The organism is Musicola keenii (assembly GCF_014855505.1).
In the GTDB taxonomy this organism is placed as follows: Bacteria; Pseudomonadota; Gammaproteobacteria; order Enterobacterales; family Enterobacteriaceae; genus Musicola; species Musicola paradisiaca.
This window is the reverse complement of sequence record NZ_JAAWVW010000001.1, coordinates 202,659-229,276: the sequence shown is the minus strand read 5'-3', so window position 1 is coordinate 229,276 and position 26,618 is coordinate 202,659. Positions and strand designations below refer to the sequence as shown.

General features: G+C 57.6%; 24 protein-coding genes. 17 read left to right on the top strand and 7 right to left on the bottom strand.

The window, feature by feature from the left end; genetic code table 11:
- Positions 1 to 91: 91 nt before the first annotated feature.
- From dgcN to HEP82_RS00970, 11 genes are all read left to right on the top strand, one after another.
- Positions 92 to 1,099, top strand: coding sequence for an N-acetyltransferase DgcN (dgcN, locus tag HEP82_RS01020; RefSeq protein ID WP_192456389.1), 1,008 nt, complete (start codon positions 92 to 94; stop codon positions 1,097 to 1,099).
- A gap of 4 nt (positions 1,100 to 1,103) precedes the next feature.
- The gene (gene dgcA / locus HEP82_RS01015; protein WP_192456388.1) at positions 1,104 to 2,069 is read left to right on the top strand and encodes an N-acetyl-D-Glu racemase DgcA; all 966 of its coding nucleotides are present in this window, start codon (positions 1,104 to 1,106) and stop codon (positions 2,067 to 2,069) included.
- A gap of 20 nt (positions 2,070 to 2,089) precedes the next feature.
- A complete protein-coding gene (locus tag HEP82_RS01010) occupies positions 2,090 to 3,964 on the top strand; it encodes an ABC transporter ATP-binding protein (protein WP_192456387.1) in 1,875 nt (624 codons plus the stop codon).
- A 58-nt stretch (positions 3,965 to 4,022) separates the two neighbouring features.
- Positions 4,023 to 5,564: a glutathione ABC transporter substrate-binding protein gene (locus HEP82_RS01005; RefSeq protein ID WP_192456386.1), complete on the top strand. Its 1,542-nt coding sequence runs from the start codon at positions 4,023 to 4,025 to the stop codon at positions 5,562 to 5,564.
- A gap of 17 nt (positions 5,565 to 5,581) precedes the next feature.
- Entirely contained in the window at positions 5,582 to 6,502 is a 921-nt protein-coding gene (locus tag HEP82_RS01000) for an ABC transporter permease (protein ID WP_192456385.1), read from the top strand.
- Between the two features lie 8 nt (positions 6,503 to 6,510).
- Positions 6,511 to 7,407, top strand: a complete 897-nt coding sequence (locus tag HEP82_RS00995) for an ABC transporter permease subunit (protein ID WP_192456384.1) — start codon at positions 6,511 to 6,513, stop codon at positions 7,405 to 7,407.
- 124 nt (positions 7,408 to 7,531) lie between these two features.
- Positions 7,532 to 8,590: a DmpA family aminopeptidase gene (locus tag HEP82_RS00990; protein ID WP_192456383.1), complete on the top strand. Its 1,059-nt coding sequence runs from the start codon at positions 7,532 to 7,534 to the stop codon at positions 8,588 to 8,590.
- A gap of 10 nt (positions 8,591 to 8,600) precedes the next feature.
- Positions 8,601 to 9,422 (top strand): M55 family metallopeptidase, encoded by an 822-nt coding sequence (locus HEP82_RS00985; RefSeq protein ID WP_192456382.1) that lies wholly within the window; start codon positions 8,601 to 8,603, stop codon positions 9,420 to 9,422.
- 27 nt (positions 9,423 to 9,449) lie between these two features.
- A complete protein-coding gene (locus HEP82_RS00980) occupies positions 9,450 to 10,412 on the top strand; it encodes an isoaspartyl peptidase/L-asparaginase family protein (protein WP_192456381.1) in 963 nt (320 codons plus the stop codon).
- Between the two features lie 199 nt (positions 10,413 to 10,611).
- Positions 10,612 to 11,937, top strand: coding sequence for a sulfotransferase family 2 domain-containing protein (locus HEP82_RS00975; RefSeq protein ID WP_192456380.1), 1,326 nt, complete (start codon positions 10,612 to 10,614; stop codon positions 11,935 to 11,937).
- Between the two features lie 307 nt (positions 11,938 to 12,244).
- Positions 12,245 to 13,375 (top strand): acyltransferase family protein, encoded by a 1,131-nt coding sequence (locus HEP82_RS00970; RefSeq protein ID WP_192456379.1) that lies wholly within the window; start codon positions 12,245 to 12,247, stop codon positions 13,373 to 13,375.
- 189 nt (positions 13,376 to 13,564) lie between these two features.
- Here HEP82_RS00970 and HEP82_RS00965 read toward each other — a convergent pair whose 3' ends face one another.
- Genes HEP82_RS00965 through HEP82_RS00940 form a run of 6 tightly spaced genes read right to left on the bottom strand, consistent with a single transcriptional unit; the run spans position 13,565 to position 20,145 of the window.
- Positions 13,565 to 15,076, bottom strand: coding sequence for a serine hydrolase domain-containing protein (locus HEP82_RS00965; protein WP_192456378.1), 1,512 nt, complete (start codon positions 15,074 to 15,076; stop codon positions 13,565 to 13,567).
- A complete protein-coding gene (locus HEP82_RS00960) occupies positions 15,073 to 15,813 on the bottom strand; it encodes an ABC transporter ATP-binding protein (protein ID WP_192456377.1) in 741 nt (246 codons plus the stop codon). The genes HEP82_RS00965 and HEP82_RS00960 overlap by 4 nt, the downstream gene beginning before the upstream one ends.
- Complete coding sequence (locus HEP82_RS00955; RefSeq protein ID WP_192456376.1) at positions 15,810 to 16,640, bottom strand: ABC transporter ATP-binding protein; 831 nt, start codon at positions 16,638 to 16,640, stop codon at positions 15,810 to 15,812. Before HEP82_RS00955 ends, HEP82_RS00960 begins: the two co-directional genes overlap by 4 nt.
- Positions 16,641 to 17,543, bottom strand: coding sequence for an ABC transporter permease (locus tag HEP82_RS00950; protein WP_192456375.1), 903 nt, complete (start codon positions 17,541 to 17,543; stop codon positions 16,641 to 16,643).
- Entirely contained in the window at positions 17,540 to 18,550 is a 1,011-nt protein-coding gene (locus HEP82_RS00945; RefSeq protein WP_192456374.1) for an ABC transporter permease, read from the bottom strand. The genes HEP82_RS00950 and HEP82_RS00945 overlap by 4 nt, the downstream gene beginning before the upstream one ends.
- Entirely contained in the window at positions 18,550 to 20,145 is a 1,596-nt protein-coding gene (locus HEP82_RS00940) for an ABC transporter substrate-binding protein (RefSeq protein ID WP_192456373.1), read from the bottom strand. The genes HEP82_RS00945 and HEP82_RS00940 overlap by 1 nt, the downstream gene beginning before the upstream one ends.
- Before the next feature lie 210 nt (positions 20,146 to 20,355).
- On the opposite strand from HEP82_RS00940, the gene HEP82_RS00935 reads away from it, so the two are divergent.
- The 4 genes from HEP82_RS00935 to HEP82_RS00920 all read left to right on the top strand — a co-directional run bounded on the left by HEP82_RS00935 (position 20,356) and on the right by HEP82_RS00920 (position 24,476).
- Positions 20,356 to 21,423: a dipeptidase gene (locus HEP82_RS00935; protein ID WP_192456372.1), complete on the top strand. Its 1,068-nt coding sequence runs from the start codon at positions 20,356 to 20,358 to the stop codon at positions 21,421 to 21,423.
- A gap of 167 nt (positions 21,424 to 21,590) precedes the next feature.
- Positions 21,591 to 22,499, top strand: a complete 909-nt coding sequence (locus HEP82_RS00930) for a LysR family transcriptional regulator (protein ID WP_192456371.1) — start codon at positions 21,591 to 21,593, stop codon at positions 22,497 to 22,499.
- A 376-nt stretch (positions 22,500 to 22,875) separates the two neighbouring features.
- Positions 22,876 to 23,388 carry an RcnB family protein gene (locus HEP82_RS00925; RefSeq protein WP_192456370.1) on the top strand — a complete coding sequence of 171 codons (513 nt, stop codon included), beginning with the start codon at positions 22,876 to 22,878 and terminating at the stop codon, positions 23,386 to 23,388.
- A gap of 224 nt (positions 23,389 to 23,612) precedes the next feature.
- Positions 23,613 to 24,476: a YicC/YloC family endoribonuclease gene (locus HEP82_RS00920; protein WP_192456369.1), complete on the top strand. Its 864-nt coding sequence runs from the start codon at positions 23,613 to 23,615 to the stop codon at positions 24,474 to 24,476.
- A gap of 207 nt (positions 24,477 to 24,683) precedes the next feature.
- Here the strand turns inward: HEP82_RS00920 and HEP82_RS00915 are convergent, their stop codons facing one another.
- Positions 24,684 to 24,986 carry a hypothetical protein gene (locus HEP82_RS00915; protein WP_192456368.1) on the bottom strand — a complete coding sequence of 101 codons (303 nt, stop codon included), beginning with the start codon at positions 24,984 to 24,986 and terminating at the stop codon, positions 24,684 to 24,686.
- 118 nt (positions 24,987 to 25,104) lie between these two features.
- Here HEP82_RS00915 and HEP82_RS00910 point away from each other — a divergent pair, with 118 nt between their 5' ends.
- Together HEP82_RS00910 and HEP82_RS00905 are read left to right on the top strand one after the other, a co-directional pair.
- Entirely contained in the window at positions 25,105 to 26,118 is a 1,014-nt protein-coding gene (locus tag HEP82_RS00910) for a DNA-binding protein (protein ID WP_192456367.1), read from the top strand.
- An 8-nt stretch (positions 26,119 to 26,126) separates the two neighbouring features.
- Complete coding sequence (locus HEP82_RS00905) at positions 26,127 to 26,588, top strand: type II toxin-antitoxin system death-on-curing family toxin (RefSeq protein ID WP_192456366.1); 462 nt, start codon at positions 26,127 to 26,129, stop codon at positions 26,586 to 26,588.
- Positions 26,589 to 26,618: the final 30 nt, after the last annotated feature.

Genomic DNA, 26,618 nt, shown 5'->3' with positions numbered 1-26,618 from the left:
CTATACCCCCCTAATAAACAAGCATTCGTCAGCCCAAAAGCATCGTGGAATAGTTTTTCCATCAATCTTTTTCAATCACGGATAAGACATCATGCTGATTCCACAACCTTACCTGCTTTTTCTTGGCGATGTGACCGATCCCCTGGCGGTGAAAACGGCACGCGGGATCCACACCTGGCGTCCCGAACAGTGCGTGGGTCAGCTCCGCCTGCCGGGCAGCACCGTCTCGCTGGGGCTGGACGATCTGGATATCGTCGGCGCCGTGGCGCGCGGCGCCAAAACGCTGGTGCTGGGCACCGCCAATGCCGGGGGATTCCTGCCGGCGCACTGGCTGGATACCGTCCGCGCCGCGATCGAAGCCGGCATGAACGTCGCCAACGGCCTGCATCAACGCCTGACCGACGTCCCCGGTTTGCAGGCACTGGCCGATAAGCACCAGGTTCAACTGTTCGATATCCGCCACATGCGCCCGGAACTGACCGTCGGCAGCGGTAAAACACGCAGCGGAAAACGAGTCCTGACCGTCGGTACCGACTGTTCGGTGGGCAAAATGTACACCTCGCTGGCACTGGAAGCGGCAATGCGCAAGCTGGGCATGAAAGCGGACTTCCGCGCCACCGGTCAGACCGGCGTACTGGTCGCGGGTGACGGCATCGCCATTGACGCCGTGATCGCCGATTTCATCGCTGGCGCGGCCGAAGCACTTTCTCCCGCCAATGATGACGACCACTGGGATATCGTCGAAGGTCAGGGATCGCTGTTCCATCCGTCCTATGCCGGCGTCACTACCGGCCTTATCCACGGTGCACAGCCGCACTGGCTGGTGATGTGCCATGAAATGGGCCGCCCGCACATGCGCCACCTGCCCCACCAGCCGATGGTGGAACTGGGTGAGTGCGTGGAAGCCTGTCTGCGCGCCGCCCGCGTCACCAATACCGCGGTGCAATTGGCCGGTTTTGCCATCAACACCTCCAACCACAGCGAACAGGAAGCGCGGGACTATTGCCGTGAACTGAGCGAACGCTTCGGCGTCCCGGCGACCGACCCGATTCGTTTCGGTATCGATGATATCGCACAGCTGCTAAACACCCGGGGATAACCCTATGCGACAAATGCAAATCGAAACGCTGGAACTGCCGCTGGCAAGACCGTTCGCCATCTCTCGCGGCACCCGAACCGCCGTCACCGTGGTGCGGGTGACGCTGGAAGAGCGCGGTTTTATCGGACGCGGCGAGTGCACGCCCACCGCTCACTATCAGGAAACGGCGCAGAGCGTCGCTGCACAACTGGAATCGGTGCGTCACGCGGTGGAAAACGGCATGACGCTGGACGAACTGCAATGCCTACTGCCGCCGGGTTCGGCCCGCAATGCGCTCGACTGCGCGCTGTGGCGTTTGAACGCCGCCCTGAACAAGCAGACGCTGTGGCAATACCTCGCCATTACGCCGCCACAGTCGATCATCACCGCCGAGACGCTGAGTCTGGATAGCGTGGAAAAGATGACACACGCCGCCAAAGACGCGGTATCTCGTGGCGCGCTGCTGCTGAAAATCAAACTCAACGGCGAACAGATTTTGGAAAAAGTGGCCGCGATTCGCCACGCGGCGCCGAACGTCACCCTGATCGTCGATGCCAACGAAGCCTGGGGCGGGCAGGATCTGGAGCCATTATTACGCCAGTTAGCCGCCTACCGTATTGCCATGGTGGAACAGCCGCTGCCCGCCGGGCAGGACGCGGCGCTGGCCGATTTCACCCACGCCATTCCGGTGTGCGCGGACGAAAGCTGTCACCATAGCGGCGACATCGCCGCGCTGCGCGATCGCTACGAGATGATCAACATCAAGCTGGACAAATGCGGCGGCCTGACCGAAGCACGAGCCATGGTAGCGCTGGCCCGCGAGCAGGGCATGCGCATCATGGTGGGCTGTATGCTCGGCTCATCGCTGGCGATGGAAGCCGCTCTGCCGGTGGCGCTGAGCGCCGAGCATGTCGATCTGGACGGCCCCATCTGGCTGGCGGCGGACAGTTCGCCCTACCTGACCTATAACCTCGGCCGCATCTGGCTATAAGCAACCACACCGGAGTGACTATGACGGACACCACCTTAATCGAATCGACCGCCACAGCATCCGGTCAGGCACCGCGGCCGGTGCTGGAAATCAACGACCTGAGCGTCAGCTTCAGCGGACGATCCGGCACCAGCGAAGCGCTGAAAGGCGTGTCCTTCAGCCTGAACAAAGGCGAAGTGGTGGCGGTGGTGGGTGAAAGCGGCTCCGGCAAATCGGTCACTTCGCTGACCGTCATGGGGCTGCTGGCGGATTCCGCCACCATCAATCGCGGCAGCATTCGTTTCACCACCCGTTCCGGTCAGGCGCATTCGCTGCTGGAGATGAAAGACGACGCGCGCCGGGCGCTACGCGGCCGCGAAATGTCGATGATCTTTCAGGAACCGATGACCTCGCTCAACCCGGTGCTGAAAGTCAGCGACCAGCTCACCGAAGCGCTGATAGACCACCAAATGTGCGACGCCGCCAGCGCCAGCGCCCAGGCGCGAGAACTGCTGCGCAAGGTGCGCATCGCCGACGTCGATCGGGTAATGAACAGCTACCCCCACTCCTTGTCGGGCGGCATGCGGCAGCGCGTGATGATTGCCCAGGCGCTGGCCTGCAATCCGCAGCTGCTGATCGCCGACGAACCCACCACCGCGCTGGACGTCACCGTGCAGGCGCGCATTCTGCAAATCCTGCGCGATCTGCAACGCCAGAGCGATATGGCGGTACTGTTTATCACCCACGACATGGGCGTGGTGGCGGAAATCGCCGATCGCGTGGTGGTGATGTACCGCGGCGAAGTGGTGGAGCAGGGTCGCGTGGACGATATTTTCAACCGCCCGCAACACGATTACACCAAAGCGCTGCTGGCGGCGGTGCCGAAGCTCGGCGACATGCGCGACAGCGCCTGGCCCCGACGCTTCCCGTTGTTAGGGCAACAGAGTGAAGAAACCGCGCAAGACCACATGACCGCACAATATGACGCCTTGCCGCTGCTGGACGTTCGCGGCCTGAAAGTCTACTACCCGGTGCGCAGCGGGCTGCTGTCCGCCGTCACCCACCGGGTGCACGCGGTGGAGCAGATCGATTTTGCCGTCTGGCCGGGCGAAACGCTGGCGATTGTCGGCGAATCCGGCTGCGGCAAGTCCACCACTGGCCGGGCGCTGCTGCGGCTGGTGGACAGCGAGTCGGAAAGCCTGCTGTTTGAAGGGCACGAAATCGCCGTCATGCGGGATCGGGACTTTCTGCCGCTGCGCCGCAAAATGCAGATGGTGTTTCAGGATCCGTACGCCTCCCTCAATCCACGGCTGACGGTCGGCTTCACCATCGCCGAGCCGCTGCTGCTGCACGGCCTGGTCAAATCGCTGGAGGAAGCCACGCCGCAGGTGCAGGCGCTGCTGAAAAGCGTCGGCCTGCCGCCGGAGTACGCCCGCCGTTATCCGCACGAATTTTCCGGCGGCCAGCGTCAGCGCATCGCCATCGCCCGCGCCATGGCGCTGAAGCCGCAGGTGATCATCGCCGACGAAGCGGTCTCCGCGCTGGACGTATCGATTCAGGCGCAGGTGGTCAACCTGATGATGGATCTGCAACAGCAAACCGGCGTGTCGTGGATCTTCATTTCTCACGATATGGCGGTGGTGGAACGCATCGCCAACCGCGTCGCGGTGATGTACCTCGGTCAGATTGTCGAGATCGGCCCGCGCCAGTCAGTCTTCAATAATCCGCAGCACCCCTATACCCGCCGGCTATTGGCCTCGGTGCCGGTTGCCGACCCTGGCCGACGCTATGCGCGCCAGCTGGACGACAGCGAGATCCCGTCGCCGTTGCGCAAAGCCAATGAGCGGGTCGCCAAGGCACAGTACCGTCAGGTCGGCCCGCACCACTGGGTCAGCGATGCCGAGATCGGGCGCTGACTAATAACACCGCAAACACAACACATGACATAACCACACAGCATCACAGGAGAGCACCATGAAGCCGTTACTACGTCGTTCCGCCGTCGCCCTCGGGTTGTCGCTCTGTCTGGCCGCTGCGGCTCAGGCTCAGGATCTGCGCATTTCCATGTACGCCGACATCACCGGATTCGACCCGCATGATACCTCGGATACGCTGAGCTACTCGATCCAGAGCGGGGTATTCGAGCGTCTGTTCCAGTTCGACAACCAGATGAAACTGGTGCCGCGCCTGGCCACCAGCTACACCGGCAATGCCGATGCCACCGAATACACCATTACGCTGCGCGAAGGTGTCACCTTCCAGGACGGTACGCCGTTCAACGCCGATGCGGTGAAAGCCAACCTTGACCGTCTGGCCGACCAGACCAAGGGCCTGAAACGCAACAGCCTGTTCAACATGATCAAGAGCGTCACCGTGCTGTCGCCGACGCAGGTGAAGATCGAACTGAACAAATCCTTCGGCGCCTTTATCAACACCCTGGCGCACCCGTCGGCGGTGATGCACAGCCCGGCAGCGCTGAAACAGTACCCGGATGAAACCCAGCTGCGCGTACACCCGGTCGGCACCGGCCCGTTCAAGTTCGTCGAATGGCAGCAGGGTAAAGACGTCAAGCTGGTGAAAAACGACAGCTACTGGCAGAAAGGCTGGCCGAAAGTCGACAGCGTGACCTTCTACCCGTCGCCGGAAGACGCCACTCGCGTCGCGGCGCTGAAATCCGGCCAATCGGACGCCATCTACCCGCTGCCGTCCGATCTGGTAAATACCGTCCAGGAAGACAGCAAGCTGCAAGTTCAGCGTGACCCCAGTATTTATCTGTATTACATGGCGATTAACACCCAGCACGGACCGCTGAGCGATCTGAAAGTCCGTCAGGCGCTGAACTACTCTATCAACCGCAACCTGTGGCTGAAAGTCGGTTTCGCCGGCATGGGTCTGCCAGCTGCGTCCGCCATGGCGCCGCGCGTGCAGTTCTTCGCCAGCCAGAGCGAACCGAACTACACCTACAGCCCGGCCAAAGCCAAAGAGCTGCTGAAGGAAGCCGGCTATGAGAAAGGCCTGGAGCTGAAACTGTGGGTCAGCAACGCCACTGCCGCAGTGCGTAGCGCCCAGTTCTTCAAACAGCAGTTGGAACAGGTCGGTATTAAAGTCACCGTCACCCCGATGGACTCCGGTACCCGCAACGAAAAACTGTTCGGCGTGAAAGATCCGAAACAGGCTGAATTCGACCTGTACTACGGCGGCTGGTCGCCCTCCACCGGTGATGCCGACTGGGCGCTGCGTCCGCTGTTCGCCACCGAATCCTGGGTGCCGAAAGCCTACAACGTCTCCTACTACAGCAATGCTGACGTCGATAAAGCGATCGTGGCCGGCCTGGCAACCGCCGACAACACCAAGCGCGCCGCCGCCTATGCCGAAGCGCAGAAGCTGATCTGGAAAGACGCGCCGGTAGTGTTCCTGGGCGTGCCGGACAACCTGGTGGGTAAAGTGAAGAGTCTGTCCGGCGTTTACATGCTGGCGGACGGTTCGCTGATTTTCGACCAGGCTGAGTTCAAGTAATCACACGGGGGATCACCATGTTTGCCTATATCGTCCGACGTTTGCTGGAAATGATCCCGGTTTTGCTGGTGATCTCCCTGTTGGTGTTCGGTTTTATCAAACTGCTGCCGGGTGACCCGGCGCGAATTTACGCCGGCCCCGACGCCACGATCGAAGCGGTGGAAGCCGCCCGCGAGCATCTGGGCCTTAACAATCCGCTGCCGCAGCAGTACCTCGACTGGCTGAGCGGGATGATGCGTGGTGACTTCGGCATCACCTACCGCACCCAGCAGCCGGTGTTGACCGTCATCCAGAAAAGTTTTATGCCGACGCTGTGGCTGGCGTTGGCCGGTTTTGTCTGGTCGGTGGTGCTTGGCCTGTTGATCGGCGTATTCGCCGCGCTCAAGCGCGGTAAATGGCAAGACTGGACGCTGATGAGCGCCGCCGTCGGCGGCATTTCGATGCCGACCTTCTGGCTCGGCCTATTGCTGATCCAGTTCGTCGCCATGCCGTTCGGCATTTTTTCCGTCAGCGGTTTCAATAAACCGCTGGATATCGTGCTGCCGGCGCTGACGCTGGGCGCGTCCGTCGCGGCGGTCATGGCGCGCTTCACCCGCTCTGCCTTTCTGGAAGTGATGCAGGAAGACTACGTGCGCACCGCCCGTGCCAAAGGGCTGCGTCAACGGTTGATCGTCTGGAAGCATGTGATGCGCAACGCGCTGATCCCGGTTATTACCATGCTCGGCCTGCAATTCGGTTTCCTGCTCGGCGGCTCGATCGTGGTGGAAAGCGTGTTCAACTGGCCGGGGCTCGGCTGGTTGCTGATCGAATCCATCAAAACACAAGACCAGCCGGTAATTCAGGCGCTGGTCATGCTGTTCGTCATTGAATTTATCCTGATTAACCTGCTGGTCGACCTGCTGTACGCGGTGGTGAATCCGGCCATTCGTTTACGTTAGGAGCGACGATGAATCCTGCACAAGATCCTGTTGCGGCCCCAACCGCCCTCGATGACACCATTCGCTCGCCCTGGCGCGACTTTCTGCACGCCTTCGTGCGTAACCCGATGGCGCTGTTTGCCGGCGGCTTCGTACTACTGCTGGTGATGGTGGCGGCGTTCGCCCCCTGGCTGGCGCCGTGGAACCCGATGGAGCCGGACTGGATGGCGCTCAGCGCGCCGCCTTCCGCCGAGCACTGGATGGGCACCGACGATCTGGGCCGCGACGTGATGAGCCGCATCATTTACGGCGCACGTATCTCGCTGTACGTCGGCTTCTTCTCGGTCACGCTCGGCATGCTGGTGGGTATCGTGCTCGGCCTGTTGGCGGGCTACTATGGCCGCTGGATAGACATGCTGATCATGCGCGGCTGCGACGTGCTGTTCGCCTTCCCCGGTATGCTGCTGGCGATCGCGGTGGTCGCCATCCTCGGCCCCGGCCTGAATAATGTGATTATCGCGGTAGCGGTATTCAGCGTGCCGGTATTCGCCCGTATTGTGCGCGCCTCTACGCTGTCGCTGAAACAAGCCGCTTACGTGGAAGCGGTGCGCTGCGCCGGCGCGCCGGACCGCATCATCCTGATGCGCCATATTCTGCCGGGCACGCTGTCGAACGTGATCGTCTATTTCACCATGCGTATCGGCACCAGCATTCTGACCGCCGCCGGGCTGAGTTTTATCGGGCTCGGCCCGGAGCCGGATGTGCCGGAGTGGGGCAACATTCTGGCGATGAGCCGCAGTATGATGATGGCCGGCCAATGGCACGTCAGCGTGTTCCCCGGCCTGGCGATTTTCTGTACCGTGCTGGCGTTCAACCTGCTGGGCGATGCGCTGCGCGATACGCTGGATCCGAAACTGAAACGCTGACCCCGAACCGCTCATGCCGATGGGCGGAACGCCGGAATGGGCCAACGACAAGCGTGTCGCTCCGGCGGCGCCCGCTCACACCGGCTTAACGGCGCAAGAGCACCCAACGCGGAATGAGGACATCATGACCCTTTATCAACAGGCGCGGCTGCAACCGCTGTTGCAGCGCTGGCGCGAAGAGCGTCGGCTGGGAACCCCGCGTCTACCTGGCGGCGAACACAACCGTCTGAGCGACGTACCCGGCGTGCGCGTCGGTCACTACACACTGGCCGACGGCGACATCCAAACCGGCGTCACCGCCATCGTGCCGCCCGGCGCTAACCTGTTCGTCCAGCCGTTACCCTGTGGCGCGGCGGTACTCAACGGCTTCGCCAAACCGGTCGGGCTGGTACAGGTTGAAGAGCTGGGACGGCTCCAAACCCCGATACTGCTCAGCAATACCCTATCGGTCGGCACGCTATTCACGGCGCTGGTACGCGACGCCATCGGTAAAAACCCCGAACTGGGCCGATCGCTGCCCACCGTCAACCCGCTGGCGCTGGAGTGCAACGACGGCTGGCTCAACGACATTCAGGCGCTGGCCGTCACCGAGCCGATGGCGCTGGCGGCACTGGACGACGCCCGCGTCGATTTCGCCCGCGGCAGCGTGGGCGCCGGGCGCGGTATGAGCTGCTTCGGCCTGAAAGGCGGCATCGGCACCGCCTCGCGGCTGATCCCGGAACTGAATGCCACGCTCGGCGTGTTGGTGCTGGCGAATTTCGGCACGCTGTCGGCGCTCACGCTGGATGGCGTACAGGCCGGCGAGGCCATCGCCCCGCTGCTGCCGGAACTGGCACCGCAGCGCGACGCCGGCTCCATCATTATCATCATGGCGACGGACGCCCCGCTGGACGCCCGCCAACTGACGCGCATCGCCCGACGCGCCGGCGCCGGTCTGGGCCGGCTCGGCAGCTATTGGGGGCACGGCTCCGGCGATATCGCCGTGGCGTTTTCCACCTGCCCGACGCCGCAGCCGCCGGAAGACGCCGCGCTGGAGCCGATGCTCAACGCCGCCGCCGATGCCACCGAGCACGCGGTGCTGGACGCCCTGTTGCAGGCTGACGCGGTGACGGGTTTTCGTGGTCATCATCGTCCGTCGTTGACGCAGGTGCTGGACCGTTTATCCCAGGTTCGTCCCGAATAAGGAACCCGACATGAAAGTGTTTATTTCTGCAGATATTGAAGGTATTGCCGGCGTCATGCGGCCGGAACAGTGCAGCCCCGGCGCGCCGGAGCATCAGATCGCCCGTGGTCTGATGGAGCAGGAGGTCAACGCCGCGATTGAAGGCGCGTTCGCCGGCGGCGCCAGCGAAGTGGTGGTGGCCGATAGCCACGCCGCCATGACCAACCTGCGGGCGGAAAACATCGACCCGCGCGCCCGTCTGGTTCAGGGCAAACCCCGCGGTTTATCGATGGTGGAAGGGTTGCAGCAGCAACAGTTCGACGGCCTGATGTTTATCGGCTACCACAGTGCCGCCGGAGAACACGGCGTGCTGGCGCATACCATCAACGGCCGGGCATTTTACCGAGTACGCATCAATGGCGAAGTGATGGGCGAAAGCGATATCTACGCTGCGGCGGGGGCCGAACTGAACACGCCGCTGTGGCTGGTGAGCGGTGATGATACGCTGCAAAGTTGGATCAACCGCTATTACCCGGCGACGGACTTTGCCTGCGTGAAACGCGCCATTTCCCAAACGGCGGCAGAGTCCCTCAGCCCGGAAGCAGCGCGCAACGTCATCCGCGCTGCCGCCACCCAGGCAGTACAGAAAGCGCATAAAGAGACAACCACGCGGCTACAACCGCCATATGAATTAGAGCTGATGGTGGCTAAACCGGTGCTGGCCGACCTGTTTTGCCTGATCCCCGGCGTTAAGCGCAAAGACGCGATCACCGTGGGTTATCACTCCCCGACCATCGCGCCGATCGTCAGCCTGCTGGGGGCATTCTCCTATCTGGCGACTACACAAAATTAACGTTCGCATCCGAACGAGGGCAATTCGATGAAACCAGTAATTGTGATCCATGGCGGCGCGGGTGCGCTCAGCCGGTCGGCCATGAGCAGTGACAAAGAACAACGCTACCGTGCGGCGCTGCTGTCCATCGTCACCCGCGGCCAAGACATTCTGGCCGCCAACGGCAGCGCGCTGGACGCCGTTACCGAGGCAGTCCGCCTGCTGGAAGAGTGTCCGCTGTTCAACGCGGGCAGAGGTTCGGTGTTTACCCATCAGGGCACCCACGAGCTGGACGCCTGCGTGATGGACGGCCAATCGTTACAGGCCGGAGCCGTGACCGGCGTCAGCCATATCCGCAACCCGGTACTGGCGGCACGCACGGTGCTGGAACGCAGCCCGCATGTGATGTTCACCGCCGCCGGCGCGGAGGCGTTCGCCCGCGATCACGGGCTGGAAATGGTGGAACCGTCGTTCTTCTCTACCGATGAACGCTACCAGCAGTTGCTGAGAGCGCAGGCCGGCGCAGGCCAGATCCTGCTGGATCACGACGGCGAGCGTGCGGCGTCGGGCGCCGATCCGATCGACCCGGATCGCAAGTTCGGCACCGTCGGCGCGGTCGCGCTGGATGCGGCAGGCAACCTGGCCGCCGCCACCTCCACCGGCGGCATGACCAACAAACAGGTCGGCCGTGTTGGCGACTCGCCGATTGTCGGCGCGGGCTGCTATGCTAATAACCAGACGGTGGCCGTTTCCTGCACCGGCACCGGCGAAGTCTTCATGCGTACCGTCGCCGCTTACGACGTGTCGGCGCTGATGGAGTACGCCAGCCTGCCGTTGCCGGACGCCGCCGATAAGGTGGTGATGGAGAAAATCAACGCGCTGGGCGGCAGCGGCGGGCTGATCGCCGTCGACCATTACGGCAATATCGTCCTGCCGTTCAACAGCGAAGGGATGTACCGCGGCTACGGCTACGTTGGCGAGGAAGCCGTGGTGGGGATTTATCGGGATTAGCGCGACCACTCAGTGACTGGTTGCGGTAATTATCCACATATTCTGATAATCAGTCGCTTACGCCACCGATGTAGGCGGCGGTTCAACTGCGTAGACACCTTGAATGCTCACAATTAATGACCAATAAACACTATTACCAAGTGCATTATTAGTATGTAATTCATCCAACTACGTTACTGCAAGAAAGTAAAGGTCAGGCATGCCTCGTATTGTTTTTCATCATGTTGATAAATGTGCAGGCACATCGCTGCTAAAGTATCTGCAAAATTTTTTTTCGTCCGATGAGTGTATTTATTTAGAAGAACACGCCGATTGGATGGGCGCCGGTGATATAGCGTTTGACCCAAATCAGCTGGCACGGGCGCGTTTTATTCATGAACCATTCGGTAGCCGAATTTGGTCAAATTACATATCGAATGCCGCAACATTGTGCTTTCTACGCAATCCGCTGGACAGACTGGTCTCTAATTGGTGGATGGTACACCGCTGGACAGACGAAGAAGCAACCCATTTCCCCGATGGCACACTGATCCGTGATCTGGCACAAAATAACCCGGCATTATTCTTTTCTTCCAACCACCCACAATGCCAATACCTTAACTGGAACCGGATCAGTCTCCATCTGGCCTGCGCCCCCAGAGAGTACCTGGAAGCCTGGCGAAAAGATTCCCTCGATAGTAAGGATTTTCGAGCCTTCATCCGAAAACGTGCCGAGGAAACGCTACGTTCCTTGTCTTTTATCGGCTTTCAGGAGGATTTTGAACGTTCGTTATCTGCACTACAATTGTGGCTGTCGCTCCCTCCAGACCAGCCACAGCCGCTAAATATTCATGCCAGTAAGCAGCAAAAGCCGAAATTAAGCGAAGAAGCGGTGGCCGCAGCCAATCAACTGATTGATCTCGACCAGGAAATCGTTGCTATTGCTCGTGAACTTTACGACGCGCAAATGGCACGATTCCAGGCGACCTATGGCGCAGATTTTGCGAGTGTGGCGGAGGGTAACTACCGTCAGGCATTAACCCGCCCGGCCGGCTGGACGGTTGTGGACATGTCACAACCATTAAACGGCACAGGGTGGCACTGCCGTGAGCGGAATGAACGCAAGTTCAGCCGCTGGATTGGCCCGACGCCAACGGCAACCATCGATATTCCATTCAGGAAAGACCGGGATATTCTGGTACGGTTTAGAGTTACCAACATACTGTCGACACGCCAGGTCGATGAGCTCACCTTGAAAGTTGATGATTACGCAGCCCCCTTGCATCGATGGTCAGAAAGCACGTTCGTTGTAGTATTTGACGCCGTCATACCCCAGCAGGAACTCAACCACGCTAACGACATTCTACGGCTGACGATTGACTGTGCCGAAACGATTACCATGGCCACCCCAGACGATGGTCGCCAGCTCGGTCTTGAGATCTGTGAGATTGAAGTCGGTCCATCTGATGCTTTCATACTCCAGGCACCAGGTACACCTGCCGCCTCACTCGGTCTGAGGGGTATCGCCTCCAGCAGGAATGATTGATGTAATGCCATTGCCACACCCACAGGACATTTCCCCATGCTACCGCATGGTTTTCAGCCTGTTCCGCCAATGAACAGGCTATCTCGTTTTTTCAACGTCATATCGCACTCTTGTTCACGGAAAGCCCTCCAGGTCGTCGCCAATAGAGCGATACTACACAGCAGATGATTCTGGTAACGTAGTGCTCCTCGAAATAAAACCGACGCCCATAATGGGCTGTTGATAGGTGGTGCTCAGTTCAAAACTCGCCTGACTCATCACCTCAAGGACAAACACACAATATGACTCACAAGACATATCTACGATAATGAAAAGACAATATAGTTTAGACTTAGCCCGCCTGATGGCCGCCTATTTCGTGCTATTTGGCCATTTTGTGCTGAGCGGTACATTTGATGATACATCTCGAACTTGGGTTGAAAGTACAGAAGCACTCCCTCTATTAGATAAATCTAGCCAGTCACTATGGATGTTCGACATATATCTGCTAGAACACGGGAGAACGGCAACTGCAATTTGGGGCGTTGCATTATTTTTCCTGATTAGTGGATGGGTTGTCCCACCAATGTTATCCAGGTATTCGCGAAAGCAATTTCTCATTAATCGTTTTTTTCGTATTTTCCCAATGCTTATTGTTGCCGTGATAGTCGCCGCAGCTATTCAATACCAATTTGGCGAACGCTCTTCACTGAATATCAGCGATATTCTATCAACAATGACGCTAACTAATCAGTTTATAAATCATCCCCTGACATTAGGGGTTGTCTGGACGTTGTTAATTGAGTTCAAATTCTACCTATTAATCACATTTATGGGGCGGATTAACTGCACAAAGATTTTATGTGCCTCAGCGGTAATGTTTGTGCTATTAGCATTGCAGGCTGTATTGGTGAAGGACGGGATCTATACTACCTCACCGCAAGCGATGGTAGTTACGAATGCAATGATTCATGACTTTTGTTTTATGATTTTTATGTTATGCGGCTCAGCATTATGGATGATAATCCATCATTCAGAAAAGCGTCTGATGGGTGCAGTAACACTACTGTTAACTATCATCGTTTATAATATCTATCGGTATTTATGTATTAATAAACTGGGAATCCATCTTTCTCAAGATATTAATATGCTAACACAATTAATCGTCTTTTTATTTTTTGGACTATGTCTGCTCGCTCAAAAATATTTCCCCCATGAAAATATGGTAACTCGCATAGTGTGTGTCTTGTCTAACGTTACCTATTCGCTTTACTTATTGCATGTTAGTTTGGGTTTCTTCTTAATATCAAAACTCCGTCATGTGTTCGAAAACCCATATTTATTGCTGGTGACAGTCACTGTGATTGTCACCTTAATGTCAGCGGTAACATATCGGTTTATTGAAATACCAGGCAATAGGTTCGGAAAAAGGTTACTGAGCAATCTCTACCCTAAATAGCCCGAAACGGATATGCCGGTGATGATGTACCCTGTGGACATCGCGTTAATGTGCTAATCGTTAGCCTGACAGTGGAAGAGATATCCCTTTTGCTGTCAGGCATCAATAATGCCACCACACTTTGCCGATAAGGCGTGTCGTCGCAAGCTGGCGCCTTGAGAGTTAAAATCAACCGGAGCCACCTCACACTCACCCGCGCTGATACCTCACCACCCGGCTGCGGTTAAGCAGCAGAATCAGTTCGTCGCCGTCCGGCAGCAGCGAGAAGCGTTTTTCCCACAGGCCGTCCTGAACGGTGGCGAGTGCCCGGCCATTGCCCAATGGCTGCAACATGCCCGCAATCGCCGCCGGGCCGATGCCCATCACGATGTTCGCGCCGTCGATCACCAGTTCACTGCGACACGCCGGCACCCGCCAACGCCCCTGCAACCGGGATACGCTGTCGTCCACCTCTACCGGTAGGAAACGCTTCGGTGCATGGCCGATTTCCCCTTCGATCGCCACACCGTTCTGGCGCAGGCGCATTGGCAGGTGGCTGGAAAGCGACACCGCCACGCCCGGTTCGTCATCGAGGTATAGCGTTTCCGACGCGCCCAGCCAGCAAGCACCCGGCGCTGTGACTTCCAGCCAGTCCCCGCCGTGTTCCGCCACATACAAACCCGGCGTCAGGCAGTGGCCTTTCGGCGGCAGCGGCTGATCCAGCAACGCCGACATCACGTTCAGCGCGCAGTCATAGGTAGCGACATCTTCTCGGTTGGCCACCAGCGCCAGCCCGACTTTCCGTTCAGGATCGAGCAGGAAATAGCTCTTGTAACCGGCGTGAGAACCGCCATGCCCTACCAGCGCCACAGAGCCTAACTGGCTATGCGCCATCCCCAGTCCATAACCAGTCTGGCGACCGTCGCTCAGATAACGCGGCTGCGTCAGGCGCGCCAGCACACCCTCGCCCGGCCCTTGATTCGTCAATACCGATTGCAGCCAGCGCGTCAGATCCTGCACGCTGCCCGCCACACAACCGGAGGTGGACAGATGCAAACCAGCGCAAGACAACATCCAGCCCTGCGGTGACTGCCAATAACCCGGCACCAGCCCCGGCACAATGTCGAACCAGGTTTCCGGCGCATGCAGCGCAATGCCCAATGGCTGGTTGATGTGGCGGTCGAGCAAATCGGCAAAGTAGACGCCTTTGGCTTTCAGCGCTTCTTCTACCAACCGATAGCCGGTATTGGTATAAGAAATTTCGCTGCCTGCCGGGTAGTTGAGATCGCCCCACTGCGCCAGATACGCCAGCAGGCTGGCGGCGGAGGTGGCGTTGTAAACCGACAGCCCCAGCAGCGACAAGTTTTCCCGCACGTCCGGCAGGCCGGAGGTCATATCCAGCGCCTGTCCCACCGTCACCTTGCCGTTATCGCCGGTCAACTGCGGCAGATGCCGGTCGAGACGGTCGCTCAGCGCCAGGTGGTTGCTGGCCGGGCCGGTAGCCAAGGATGCAAACAGGTGCTTGGTGACGGACGCAAAACGCACCACGCTCTGGGTGGTAAACGGTGTCTGTTGCGCCAGATCCGCCAGCCCGCCGCAGCAAGCGGCGCGAATCTGCTCGCCGTCAAACAACGTGATGGCGCCGCCGGGTTGCCCCGGCTGATTCCAGTGCTGGGTGATATCGCGGGCGATGTCGATCGCCCGCTGCCAGTGTAATGTCATGCCGGTTCCTCCAGCGTCATGCTTAAATCATACAGTTCTGCGGTGTGCGCGTGGCTAACGCGGCGGGCGCGCAAATCCTCGGTACTGACCTGTTCCACCATTTCGCCATGCTGCATCACGCCCACCCGCTGGCAGAGGTGCGACACCACCGCCAGGTTATGGCTGACCATGATGTAGGTGAGCTTACGCTCGTGGCGTAAGTCCGCCAGCAGGTTAAGGATTTCCGCCTGCACCGACACATCCAACGCCGAGGTCGGCTCATCCAGCAGCAGCACCTCCGGTTCGGCAATCAAAGCGCGGGCGATCGCCACGCGCTGACGCTGGCCGCCGGAGAGCTGATGCGGAAACCGGAAGCGTACCGCCGCCGGCAGCCCGACTTCCTCCAGCGCCTTGGCGATACGCTGCTCCGCGCGATCGAAACGGTGCACCAACAACGGTTCGTGCAGAATGCGATCAATGGTCTGACGGGGATGCAGCGAGCCATACGGGTCCTGAAATACCATCTGCACCTGGCGGAAGAAATGACGATCCTGCCGGCCGGCCAGCGACATACCGCCAAAGGTAATCCCCCCTTGCCAGTATCGGTTCAACCCGGCCATCGCCCGCAGAATGGTGGATTTACCGGAGCCGCTCTCCCCCACCATGCCGAAACTGCCGCCGCTTTCCACGTCAAAGGACACGCCTTTGACCACCTCGAGACCGCCAAACGCGATCCGCAGGTTTTCTACATGAATCATGCGTTCCTCCAGGCCGGGTCGCGCTGCAAGACTTGCAGCCGCTCGCGCGGATGTCGCAGCGAAGGCAGGCAGGCCAGCAGCCCCTGGGTATAAGGATGCTGCGCCTGCATCAGTTCGCTGGCCTTCAGCATTTCCACGATCCGGCCGGCGTACATCACCGCCACGCGATCGCAGAAGTGCGACACCAACGGCAGATCGTGGCTGATCAGGATCAGCCCCATCCCGCGCTGGGAAACCAGATCGTCGATCAACGACAGGAGCTCCGCCTGAACGGTGGCGTCCAGCGCGGAAGTGGGTTCATCGGCGATCAGCAGTTCCGGATCCGGCGCCAACATCATGGCGATCATCACTCGCTGCCCCATCCCGCCGGACACTTCATGGGGATAGCGTCCCGCCACCCGTTGAGGATCACGAATCCGCACCTGCTCCAGCAGCGCCACCGCCGCATCCATCGCGGCGCGGCGGCTGCCGCCTTTGTGTTCGCGCCAGGCTTCGGCGATCTGCTGGCCGATGGTCATCACCGGGTTCAGGGAATATTTCGGGTCTTGCAGGATAAAACCGACGCGCTTGCCGCGAATCTGGCGCAGGGTTTTCTCGCTGGCGCCGCGCAGGTCGATACCATCGAAGCTGAGCTTGTCCGCCTCAATGCGGGCATTGCCGGGCAACAACTGCATCAGGCTGCGGGCAGTGAGGGACTTGCCGGAACCGCTCTCCCCGACGATGGCGAATTTTTCTTTCCCCACGCTCAGCGAGATACCGCGCACAGCCTCGAACGTCTCCGTGCGATTGGCGAAGGAGATGCGAAGATTTTCAATTTCTACCAGCATTTAACGCTCCTTCGGGTCCAGCACATCACGCAGGCCGTCGCCCAGGAAGTTGAACGCCAGCGAGGTCAGGAAAATCGCGATGCAGGGCACCAGCGGCACCCACCAGGCGTTGAACAGGAAACGGCGCGCGGTGGCGATCATGGTGCCCCACTCCGGCGACGGCGGCTGTGCCCCCATGCCGAGGAAGCCGAGGCTGGCGGCAGTAATGATGATAGAGCTCATATCCAGCGTGACGCGCACAATCAGGCTCGGCACGCACAGCGGCATGATGTGCCGCAGGATGATGCGAAACGGCGAGGCGCCGGTCAGACGGCAAGCGGCGATGAAATCGCTGTTGCGAAACTGCAGCGTTTCCGCCCGCGCCAGACGGGCATAAGGCGGCCAAGCGGTCAGCGCAATCGCCAGAATGGCGCTTTCCACCCCCGGTTTGAGCGCCGCGACAAACGCCAGCGCCAACACCAGGCGCGGGAACGCCAAAAAGATATCCGTCAACCGCATCAGGGTTTTATCCAACCAACTGCCCGCGTAACCGGCGATACAGCCGATCAACAGGCCGAGCGGCGCGGTCAGCGCCACCACGGCGATCACCATACCGAGCGTGGTGCGTCCGCCGTACAGGATGCGGGTGTACACATCGCGCCCCAGTTCGTCCGTACCCAGCCAGTGCGCCGATGACGGCGCCGCCAGTCGATTGGCGAGATCCTGAAAGCCGGGATCGTAGGGAGTCAGCAACGGCGCGGCCAGCGACAACAGCAACACTAGCGTGATGGTAATCAACCCCATCATCGCCAGCAGGTTGGTGCGCAGCCCCAGCCACAGCCGATAGCGTTGCCCCCAGACCGCCTGACGGCGCGTCGCGGGGGTTTCGTCGAGCAACCAGGCTCGTGAGACTAAGAAACTCATGTTACTCGGGGATCCAAAAGTCGATAGAGAATGTCGGCCAGCAGGTTAAGCAGTACATACACCGCACCGACCAGCAGCGTGGCGCCGACGACTGGGTTCATGTCCGCATTGAGCAGCGCATTGGTGAGATATTGCCCCAAGCCCGGCCAGGAGAAGACGTTTTCCGTCACCACCGCCCCCTCCAGCAGGCCGGCATAGGTCAGCGCGAGTACCGTAACCAGTTGCACCGCCACGGTGGGAAAGGCATGCCGCCAAATCACCCGGCGGGAGGACAACCCCTTGGCACGGGCGGTAATCACGAATTCGCCATTCAGCGCATTGAGCATGAAGGTACGGGTCATGCGCGTGATATAGGCCATGCTGAAATACGCCAGGATCAGTACCGGCTGCACCATGTGCGCCAACGCATCGCGCAGGGCGTCATAGTCACGGGCCAGCAGGGAATCCACCGTCAGCAAACCAGTAACGTGCGGCACCATATCCTGAAAGATAATGTCCTGACGCCCCGGCCCCGGCGCGATATCAAGCACCGCGTAGAAAATCAACAAGCTCATCAGCGCCAGCACAAACACCGGCAACGAATGCCCAGCCAGGCAGATGACACGTATCGTCTGATCCACCCAGCTCCCTTGACGCACCGCCGCCCACACGCCTAGCGGAATGCCGAGCAACGCGGCGACGATAATCGCCGCGGTCGCCAGTTCCAGCGTGGCAGGGAAATAACGGGCGATATCGGAAAGCACCGGATTGGAGGTCAGCACCGAGCGCCCAAGGTCGCCGTGCAACAGTTGGTTGAGGTAATGACCGTATTGGATCCACAGGGGCTGATCCAGCCCCATTTCCTGTCGAACCCGCTCCACAACGGCCTGTGGGGCATTATCCCCCACGGCCGCCAGTACCGGGTCGGTCGGCATAATGCGACCGATAAAGAAGGTCAATATGGAAAGCCCCAACAACGTCAGCGCCAGACTGCCAAGCGTACTGAAAAAGCGGGTCAGCATGTGCATCAGGCTTTCTTCACCTGCTGGTAGGGAACCTTGCTCAGTACAGTCAGCGTGACGCCGCTAAGATTCTTGCGGCAGGCCAGCGTTTTTTCATACTGCATCATCACGGTAAACGGGCTCAGTTCACGGTGTTTGCGCTGTAGGGTCTGGTACAGCTCGATACGCTTGGCGGCGTCCTTCTCATGCAGCGCCTGCTCGGTCATCTGGTTGAACGAATCATCAGACCAGTTGCAACGCCACGCCAATGTACGGTTACGAGCGCCGTCACTATTGTCGGTGTTGATGCAGAACGCTTCAGCGTTGGAGTTCGGGTCGAAATAGTCTGCCCCCCAGGCAGTCAGCGCCAGTTGCTGCTGGCGAGCGCGCATTTTGGTCAATACCTGACGGTTTTCCGCCGCAATCAGCTTCACCTTGATGCCGATAGCGCCGAGCTGCGTCTGGATTGCCTGTGCGATATCCGGGAACGGCTGGGCGGAGTAATGATCCATGGTGATCTCAAACCCCTCCGGGTATCCGGCGTCTTTCAACAGGGCTTTGGCCTTGGCGACATCCAGATGGAACGGGTTGTCGTCCAGCGCCGCCGGGAAACCGTCCGGCAAGAAACTTTGATGCACTTTATGGGTCAGCGGCAGAATGTTTTTCTGGATGCTGTCGTAATCCAGCGCCCATTTAATCGCCTGCCATACCTGCGGTTTTTTCAGGAATTCGTTGGCAGTATTGCAGGAAAGCAACATCAGGCTGGCAATGCTCTGACGCACCAGATGGTAGTTGCTGTCGTTCAGCAATGGGCGAATCTGTTCCGTCGTCAGATCACGGGCAATATCCACATCCCCTTTTTGCAGCATCAGCAGCTGTGCGGACGGATCGACGATATGCTTGAGCAGCACACGTTTGAAGACATTATCCCCAGGGAAATTATCGTTTTTCTGCAGAATGATACTTTCGCTGGGTTTCCAGCTCACCAGCGTGAACGGGCCGGAACCGGCGCTATTCTGCTTGATCCACTGGTTGCCCAAGTCGTTGTTCTGCTGGTTAGCCAGCGCGATTTTCTTTTGGACTACGCTGCCCACCGGCGCCGACAGGCAATAAAGCAGGAAGGTTTCCGCCGCCGGTTTTTCCAGATTCAGCACCAGCGTGTGGGCATCCGGCGCGGTAATGCGCTGTTCCACGTTGTCTTTGGTGAAACCGAACTGGTTGATAATAAAGGCCGGACTTTTATCCAGCTTCACCGCACGCTGCAACGAAAACGCGGCGTCTTCTGCAGTAATCGGCGCGCCATCGGCGAATTTGGCTTGCGGGTTGAGATGAAAGGTAAAGGTTTTGCCTTCATTGCTGACGGCCCAACTGCTCGCCAGATCACCGATCACCTCCTGCGGGTTGGAGGGGTTCGGCATCACTAAGCGCTGGTACAGGTTGCCGATAACTTCGGTGCCCACCGTCTCAAAGCACTCCTGCGGATCGAGACTGGTCATGTTATCGAGCTGCATCGCCATCACCAGCATGGAGGGCGGCGTATCGGCAAATGCGGTGTTCAGATTGAGCCAGGACAGGAAAGGTACGGTTGCGCAACCGGCAAGAAAACGTCTTCTGGTGACCATTAATCCCCCAAGTGTTTAACTATTTGATTTATAAATAAAAATAAACATATTTTTTCTGTATTCGGCTTGACAGGGTCGGCAGGAGCTGGCTTAAATGGGCGTGCGTCGAATAAAAATTCAGCGCTGGAACAGACCGACCGCCAGTGGGTAATTCCCCGCCGCGTTCCGAACCATCGATTTCATTTCAATCCAGTACCGGTACTTCCGCTCATGTCAGATAAACCAGTGTTTCACGATCGCATTCCTGTGTTCGACGGCCACAATGACGTACTGTCCCGCCTATGGCGCCAGCATCGCGATAATCCGACGGAGGCATTTCTTTGCGGGCCGTCGCAAGGCCAAATCGACTTGCCTCGGTTACGTCAGGGAGGGTTCGCCGGCGGCCTGTTCGCCACCTACGTTCCTTCAGCCAAAAAGGGAAATGCAAACTCCATACCAGGTGATAACAGTGTATTCACAACACCCACATTGGACGAAGCGCGGGAAACCAGTTTCTGGATGATTTCCACACTATTACGCATTGAAGCCGAGTCCGCCGGACAGGTAAAAGTGTGTCGTAGCGTGGCGGAGATCCGGCGCTGTATGACACAAGGCGTGCTGGCGACGGTGATGCACATTGAAGGTGCAGAGATGCTGGATCCCGACCTGACGCTACTGGATATTCTGTATGCCGCCGGGTTGCGCAGCCTTGGCCCGTTATGGAGCCGGCCAAATATTTTCGGCCAGGGCGTGCCCTTCCGGTTTCCCTCCTCGCCCGACACCGGCGATGGCCTGACGGAAGCCGGTTTGCGGCTGATCCGCGCCTGTAATGCCCGGCGCATTTTGGTGGATTTATCCCATATGGACGAAAAAGGATTCTGGCAGACAGCGGAGATTTCCGATGCACCGCTGGTCGCCAGCCACTCCAATGCCCATGCATTGTGCGCGCAGTCGCGCAACCTGACCGACCGTCAACTGGCCGCCATCCGCGAAAGCAACGGCTTTGTCGGCGTCAATTTCGGTACCGCTTTCCTGCGGGCCGATGGCCGCAAAGACCCATCGGCAACCGTGTTGGAAATCGTCAGGCATATAGAGTATCTGCTTGAAAAAGTTGGGGAAGATAATGTGGGGTTCGGTTCTGATCTGGATGGCACCACCGTTCCTCCCGATCTGAAAGATGCGGCGGGATTCCCCATATTGGTGCAGTCCATGCTCGATCTTGGCTATTCGCGCACCATTTTGGAGAAAATCTGTTACGGCAACTGGCTACGAGTGCTGGAAGCCACTTGGGGCGAATAGCTCAAACGGGGGCGCACGCCGCGCCCCCGATGCGTTGTCTGATACCTGCCCGGTTTTCTTCCCAGTTCCAATAAAGTGGCGTAAACCTTGCTTATATTTGCACCTTAATCGATCGCGCACGAGCCGGTCGTCAACCCACCACATTCCATCCATCAGGGCGCCAGATTATGCGTTTACGCCATATCGAAGTCTTCCAGGCCATCGTTCAGGCTGGCACCATCAGCGGCGCGGCACGGTTATTGAACGTTTCCCAGCCCAATGTCAGCCGGGTGCTCAATCACGCCGAACAGCAGTTGGGGTTCGCTCTGTTCGAACGGCGCGTGCAGGGTATGGTGCCGACGGTGGAGGGACGACGGTTGATGCCGGAAATTGAGCGTCTTTACAGCCATTTGCAGGATATCGCCCACCTGACGGAACAGATTCGCCGCGGCAAGCGTCAAACAGTACGGCTTGGCGCCGCCCATGCCTTCGGCCAGATGATCGTAGCGCCGGCGATGGTGGCATTTCAGCAGCAGGCAGCGATGGTGAACGTGGAGCTGGTGACGGAACATTTCGGCACGCTATGCCAAAATGTTCAGCAACAACAGCTTGATTTAGCGCTGGTATTCGGTCAGCAAGTCCCGACCGATTTGCTGGCGGAACCGTTATGCCAATCTCGCATGGTGGCGATTCTGCCCAAAAACAGTCCGCAGCAGGGGCCGGTTTCGCTGGAGTGGTTGTGCCATAACAACCTGCTGATGATGCAACAGCAGGATCCACTGGGCCAAGTGGTACACCGCGCGCTGCGGGATCGCCACTTGAAGCCGGCGGCCTCGCTGTATATCAAAACCTATTCGGTGATCGCCGATATGGTGTTGGCCGGCGGCGGCACCGGTATTGTCGATCTGTTCACCGCCCATCGTTACGCCGATCAACTCAAGATTGTGCCCATCAGCCAGCCGTTGCCGTTCGAAGTGATGCTGATAAGCCGCAGCGATATTCCGCAATCACGCGAAGTGTTACAGCTCAAACAGGAGCTGAAAATCAAATGCCGCGAGCTGGCAACCCGATGCCTGCCGATGCTGCAGGCCGCCTGACCCCTTCTCGTTTCCCCGGTTCGACGCGGTATCTTTCCCGTCGGGCTGGCGGCTAGCCGACCACTTGCACGTTATTCTCGACAGTGCCCATTACAGGCGCGCGGCGTCACAGCGCACCGCCCAGCGCCAGAAGACAAGGCAGCCGAGGTATCGCGGTGCACGACATCCCGCCAAATCCAGATTATTCAGATAGCGTTCCCGCTGACGACCTCCTATGGTTATCCCGAACAACCGGAGTCGATAAAAGTAATATCTGTCGCTTAAGAACCGAGACTCGCGAGCGAGCGCAGGGTAAGGCGTCCTACCTGAAGCCCCCCTGACATTTCCCCAGTCTGGCTTAGCTGAACGGTATTAACGTCCATAAGAGGCAGTAACCATGAAAAAAGCAGCATTGGCATTGTTAATAGGCACAGCAGTCGTATCCAATGCATTGTTCGTCTCCGCGTCCTATGCGGAAGGTCCCGGCGACAATCGCGGCCCGCAGCAACAGCAGCAATGGAAGCCCGGCGGCCAAGGGCAAGGACAGGGCCCCGGCGGTGGTCAGCAGCCGGGCCGTCAGGGCGGAGGCCAACCGGGTCATCAAGGCGGCGAGCAAGGGCGTCCAGACGCGCGTAACGATCGCAATCCGGGTCAGGGCCGTCAGGAACAACGTCCGGGCCCGCAGCAACAGCGTGAGCATTTTGCCTTTAGCGGCCATGACTTCCGGCGCGGCCATCCGGTGCCGAGAGATTTCCGCTGGGATCGGTATCGCGTGGACGACTGGCGCGGCCGTGGCCTGTATGCACCGCCGTCCGGCTACCGCTGGGCCTATATCGACGGCAACTATGTGCTGATTGCCGTTGCTACCGGCATCATCACCTCCATCATTATCAATAGCGCACTGCACTGATCAATGCCCCGTCAGAGGCGTACATATTCGCCTCTGACTCTCGCGCTACACGCTCTGTTTCCCCTTCTGGCATTCTTCCCCATCCATCGTGCTCTGCCGCAACAGAGACGCGGATGGCGGTGAGACATGCAACCGGATTTTCTACACGTGTTAATGATGCCGTTACCCTGACGCCGGAGACAGGGTTATAATCATCTGCATCATTCCTTTATCGGTATCGACTTATGATTCGTAGCATGACTGCTTACGCCCGGCGAGAAATCAAGGGTGACTGGGGCAATGCGTCCTGGGAACTGCGTTCCGTAAACCAGCGTTATCTGGAAACTTATATCCGCATGCCGGAACAATTTCGCAGTTTGGAGCCGGTTATTCGCGAGCGTATCCGCCAGCGTCTGACCCGCGGCAAAATCGAGTGCAACCTGCGTTTCGACCTCGACCCACGCGCACAGGGGCAATTGATGCTGAATGAATCGCTGGCGAAACAGCTGGTTGATGCCGCCAACTGGGTCAAAATGCAGAGCGACGAAGGGGAAATCAATCCGCTGGACATCCTGCGTTGGCCTGGCGTGATGTCGGCGCAAGAGCAAGACCTGGACACCATCAGCGCCGAGCTGATGCAGGCGCTGGAAGCAACGCTGGACGACTTCATCACCGCCCGAGAAAGCGAAGGCAATGCGCTCAAACAACTTATCGAGCAACGGCTGGCAGGCGTCAGCGCCGAAGTGACGAAAGTGCGCGCTCACATGCCCAGCATCCTGCAATGGCAGCGGGAAAGATTACTCGGCAAGCTGGAAGAGGCGCAGGTTCAGCTCGAAAACAACCGGCTGGAACAGGAACTGGTGCTGCTGGCGCAGCGCATTGACGTGGCGGAAGAGCTGGATCGGCTGGAAGCCCATGTGAAGGAAACCTACAACATCCTCACCAAGAAAGAAGCCGTCGGCCGCCGGCTGGATTTCATGATGCAGGAATTTAACCGCGAATCGAACACGCTGGCGTCCAAATCCATCAATGCCGACGTCACCGCCTCCGCCATCGAATTGAAAGTCTTGATCGAGCAGATGCGGGAGCAGATTCAGAATATCGAGTAACGTTTCACGCGATCTCACGTAGTCTCATCAGGATAAAAAGGCCATTGTAAATCATGGCCTTTTTTGTTTTACATAGTCTCATATCGTATCACTAGAGCGCGTGTTTCGTGTGTACATAGACGTGTACATATTGACATTTATGACACGCAGTTTATGTACACAGCAATGAGACAAGTGGACTGCCCCACACCGGTAGACGATCCCGCCCTATAGTTTGGACTGACCGGGTAAATCGTAGCGCACGACAGTAGCGTTAGTTTCACCGCCGCTCTTTACCTGACGGGATTCATACACTGTCACACGTTCCAGCAGCCCACCAGCAACCACGCTTTCGAGGGTGCACCGGGTTGATTCGAGCGGGTGGTGCTTATCGAACGACACCATGCCATGAAGCAGGTAGGCAACGCCCGACACATCGAACGACGGTGCGCCAATTTCACCCGTCACCCACTCCCGGTTATCAGGTTCGAAGTAGTTGAGTATCGTCTTCTTGCAGCTCGTCATTCTCATTCACCATTACGCCACGTTTCAGGGTGGTGATCACGTAGACTATCAGGGCGAGGGGTAAAAATATTTGCGGTATAATGTTACTTTGTGATGCTTCACGCTCCCTCTTAAGGTGATGGATATGGCTAAAGATCTTACTACCTCCGCACACGACCGACAGAACATACTTAATAACACCTATGCACTAACTCACGCTGAAAATCATATGGCCTTAGGTGGGATTGAATTCAATGGCGAACGGCTTTTTACAAAAAGTCAGTTAATGGAGATTTTTGGTATCAGTGATGCCACAGTAGAACGATATATCGCAAATCATAGCAACGAACTCAAAAACAATGGCTATCGACTCATAAAAGGAAGGGAACTTAAAAAATTCAAAGAGTTAGATCATGTCTCCTTCATCAATGAGGGTAACAAGGCACCCACTATTGGGGTGTTTAATTACCGAGCCGTTCTGAACTTTGCCATGCTACTGGTAGAAAGTGAGCAAGCCAAGATTATACGTACACGTCTGCTTGATATTGTCATTGATACTTTAGCTGAAAGGGCTGGCGGGCATACCAAGTATATTAACCAACGCGATGAGAATTACTTATTGGCTTCTTTTCAAGAAGAAAGCTATCGCAAGCAATTCACTGATGCCCTAGATGAATGTGTCGAAGGGAATAATTGGAAGTATGCAAAGTTTACCAACCTTGTATATCAAAGCATCTTTCACGAAGACGCAGCCGAGTACCGTAAGGTTTTGAATCTTGCACAAAAAGAGAAGATACGGGACACTATGTATTCCGAAGTTCTAACTCTTATTGCTGGTTTCGAATCTGGTATTGCGCATGAATTAAAACAGGAATTCTCTCGTTTAGGCCGAAAGCTTACACAGCCGGAAGCAGAAGCTCTTTTTAAACAATTCGAATCCCATCCATTGTTCAAGCCTATGATGCTGGATGCCAGAACCAAAATGGCAAGTAGGGATCTTTGTTTCAGAGACGCGCTGCATGAAAAGCTTAAGGCATACGTAAGGGCTGTACCTGAGGGCGACTTTGAGCGTTTCTTGGGTGAGAAAAGTAAATCGCTTGAAGAACGTTTGAACGACCCAGAAACCCTAGAAGTGTTTAAAAGACTGAAATATCGCTAGGGGTATCAATGGAAGATATAAAATTCAATTATTTTGACATTCATCACGCCATTCGGGTTCATGATTGGATCATTGATAAAACTGGCGGCTTACACGGAATCAGAGACCAAGGGGTACTAGAAAGCGCACTTGAACATATCAAAAATGATTGGTACTACCCCGAATTCGTGGATAAGCTAAGTCACTTATTCTTTGCAATAAATAAATTTCATGCTTTTACTGACGGAAACAAAAGATCAGGTATCGCCCTTTCAACATACTTTCTTGAGATAAATGGTTTCGGTCATTGTGTGCAACTTTTTGTGCGTGAGATGGAAAACATCGCTGTTTGGGTGGCTGATGGCGCGATAGAAAAAGAATTGCTCAAAAACATCATCCATGATCTGATCTTGTGCGAAGAAATACTTGAAACAACCAAGCTGGAGATTGTCATAGCTGTAATGGAGTTTGACGCTCAAAGGCATGGTTAAAAAAAATGCACCCTGATTTTATGGGTACAC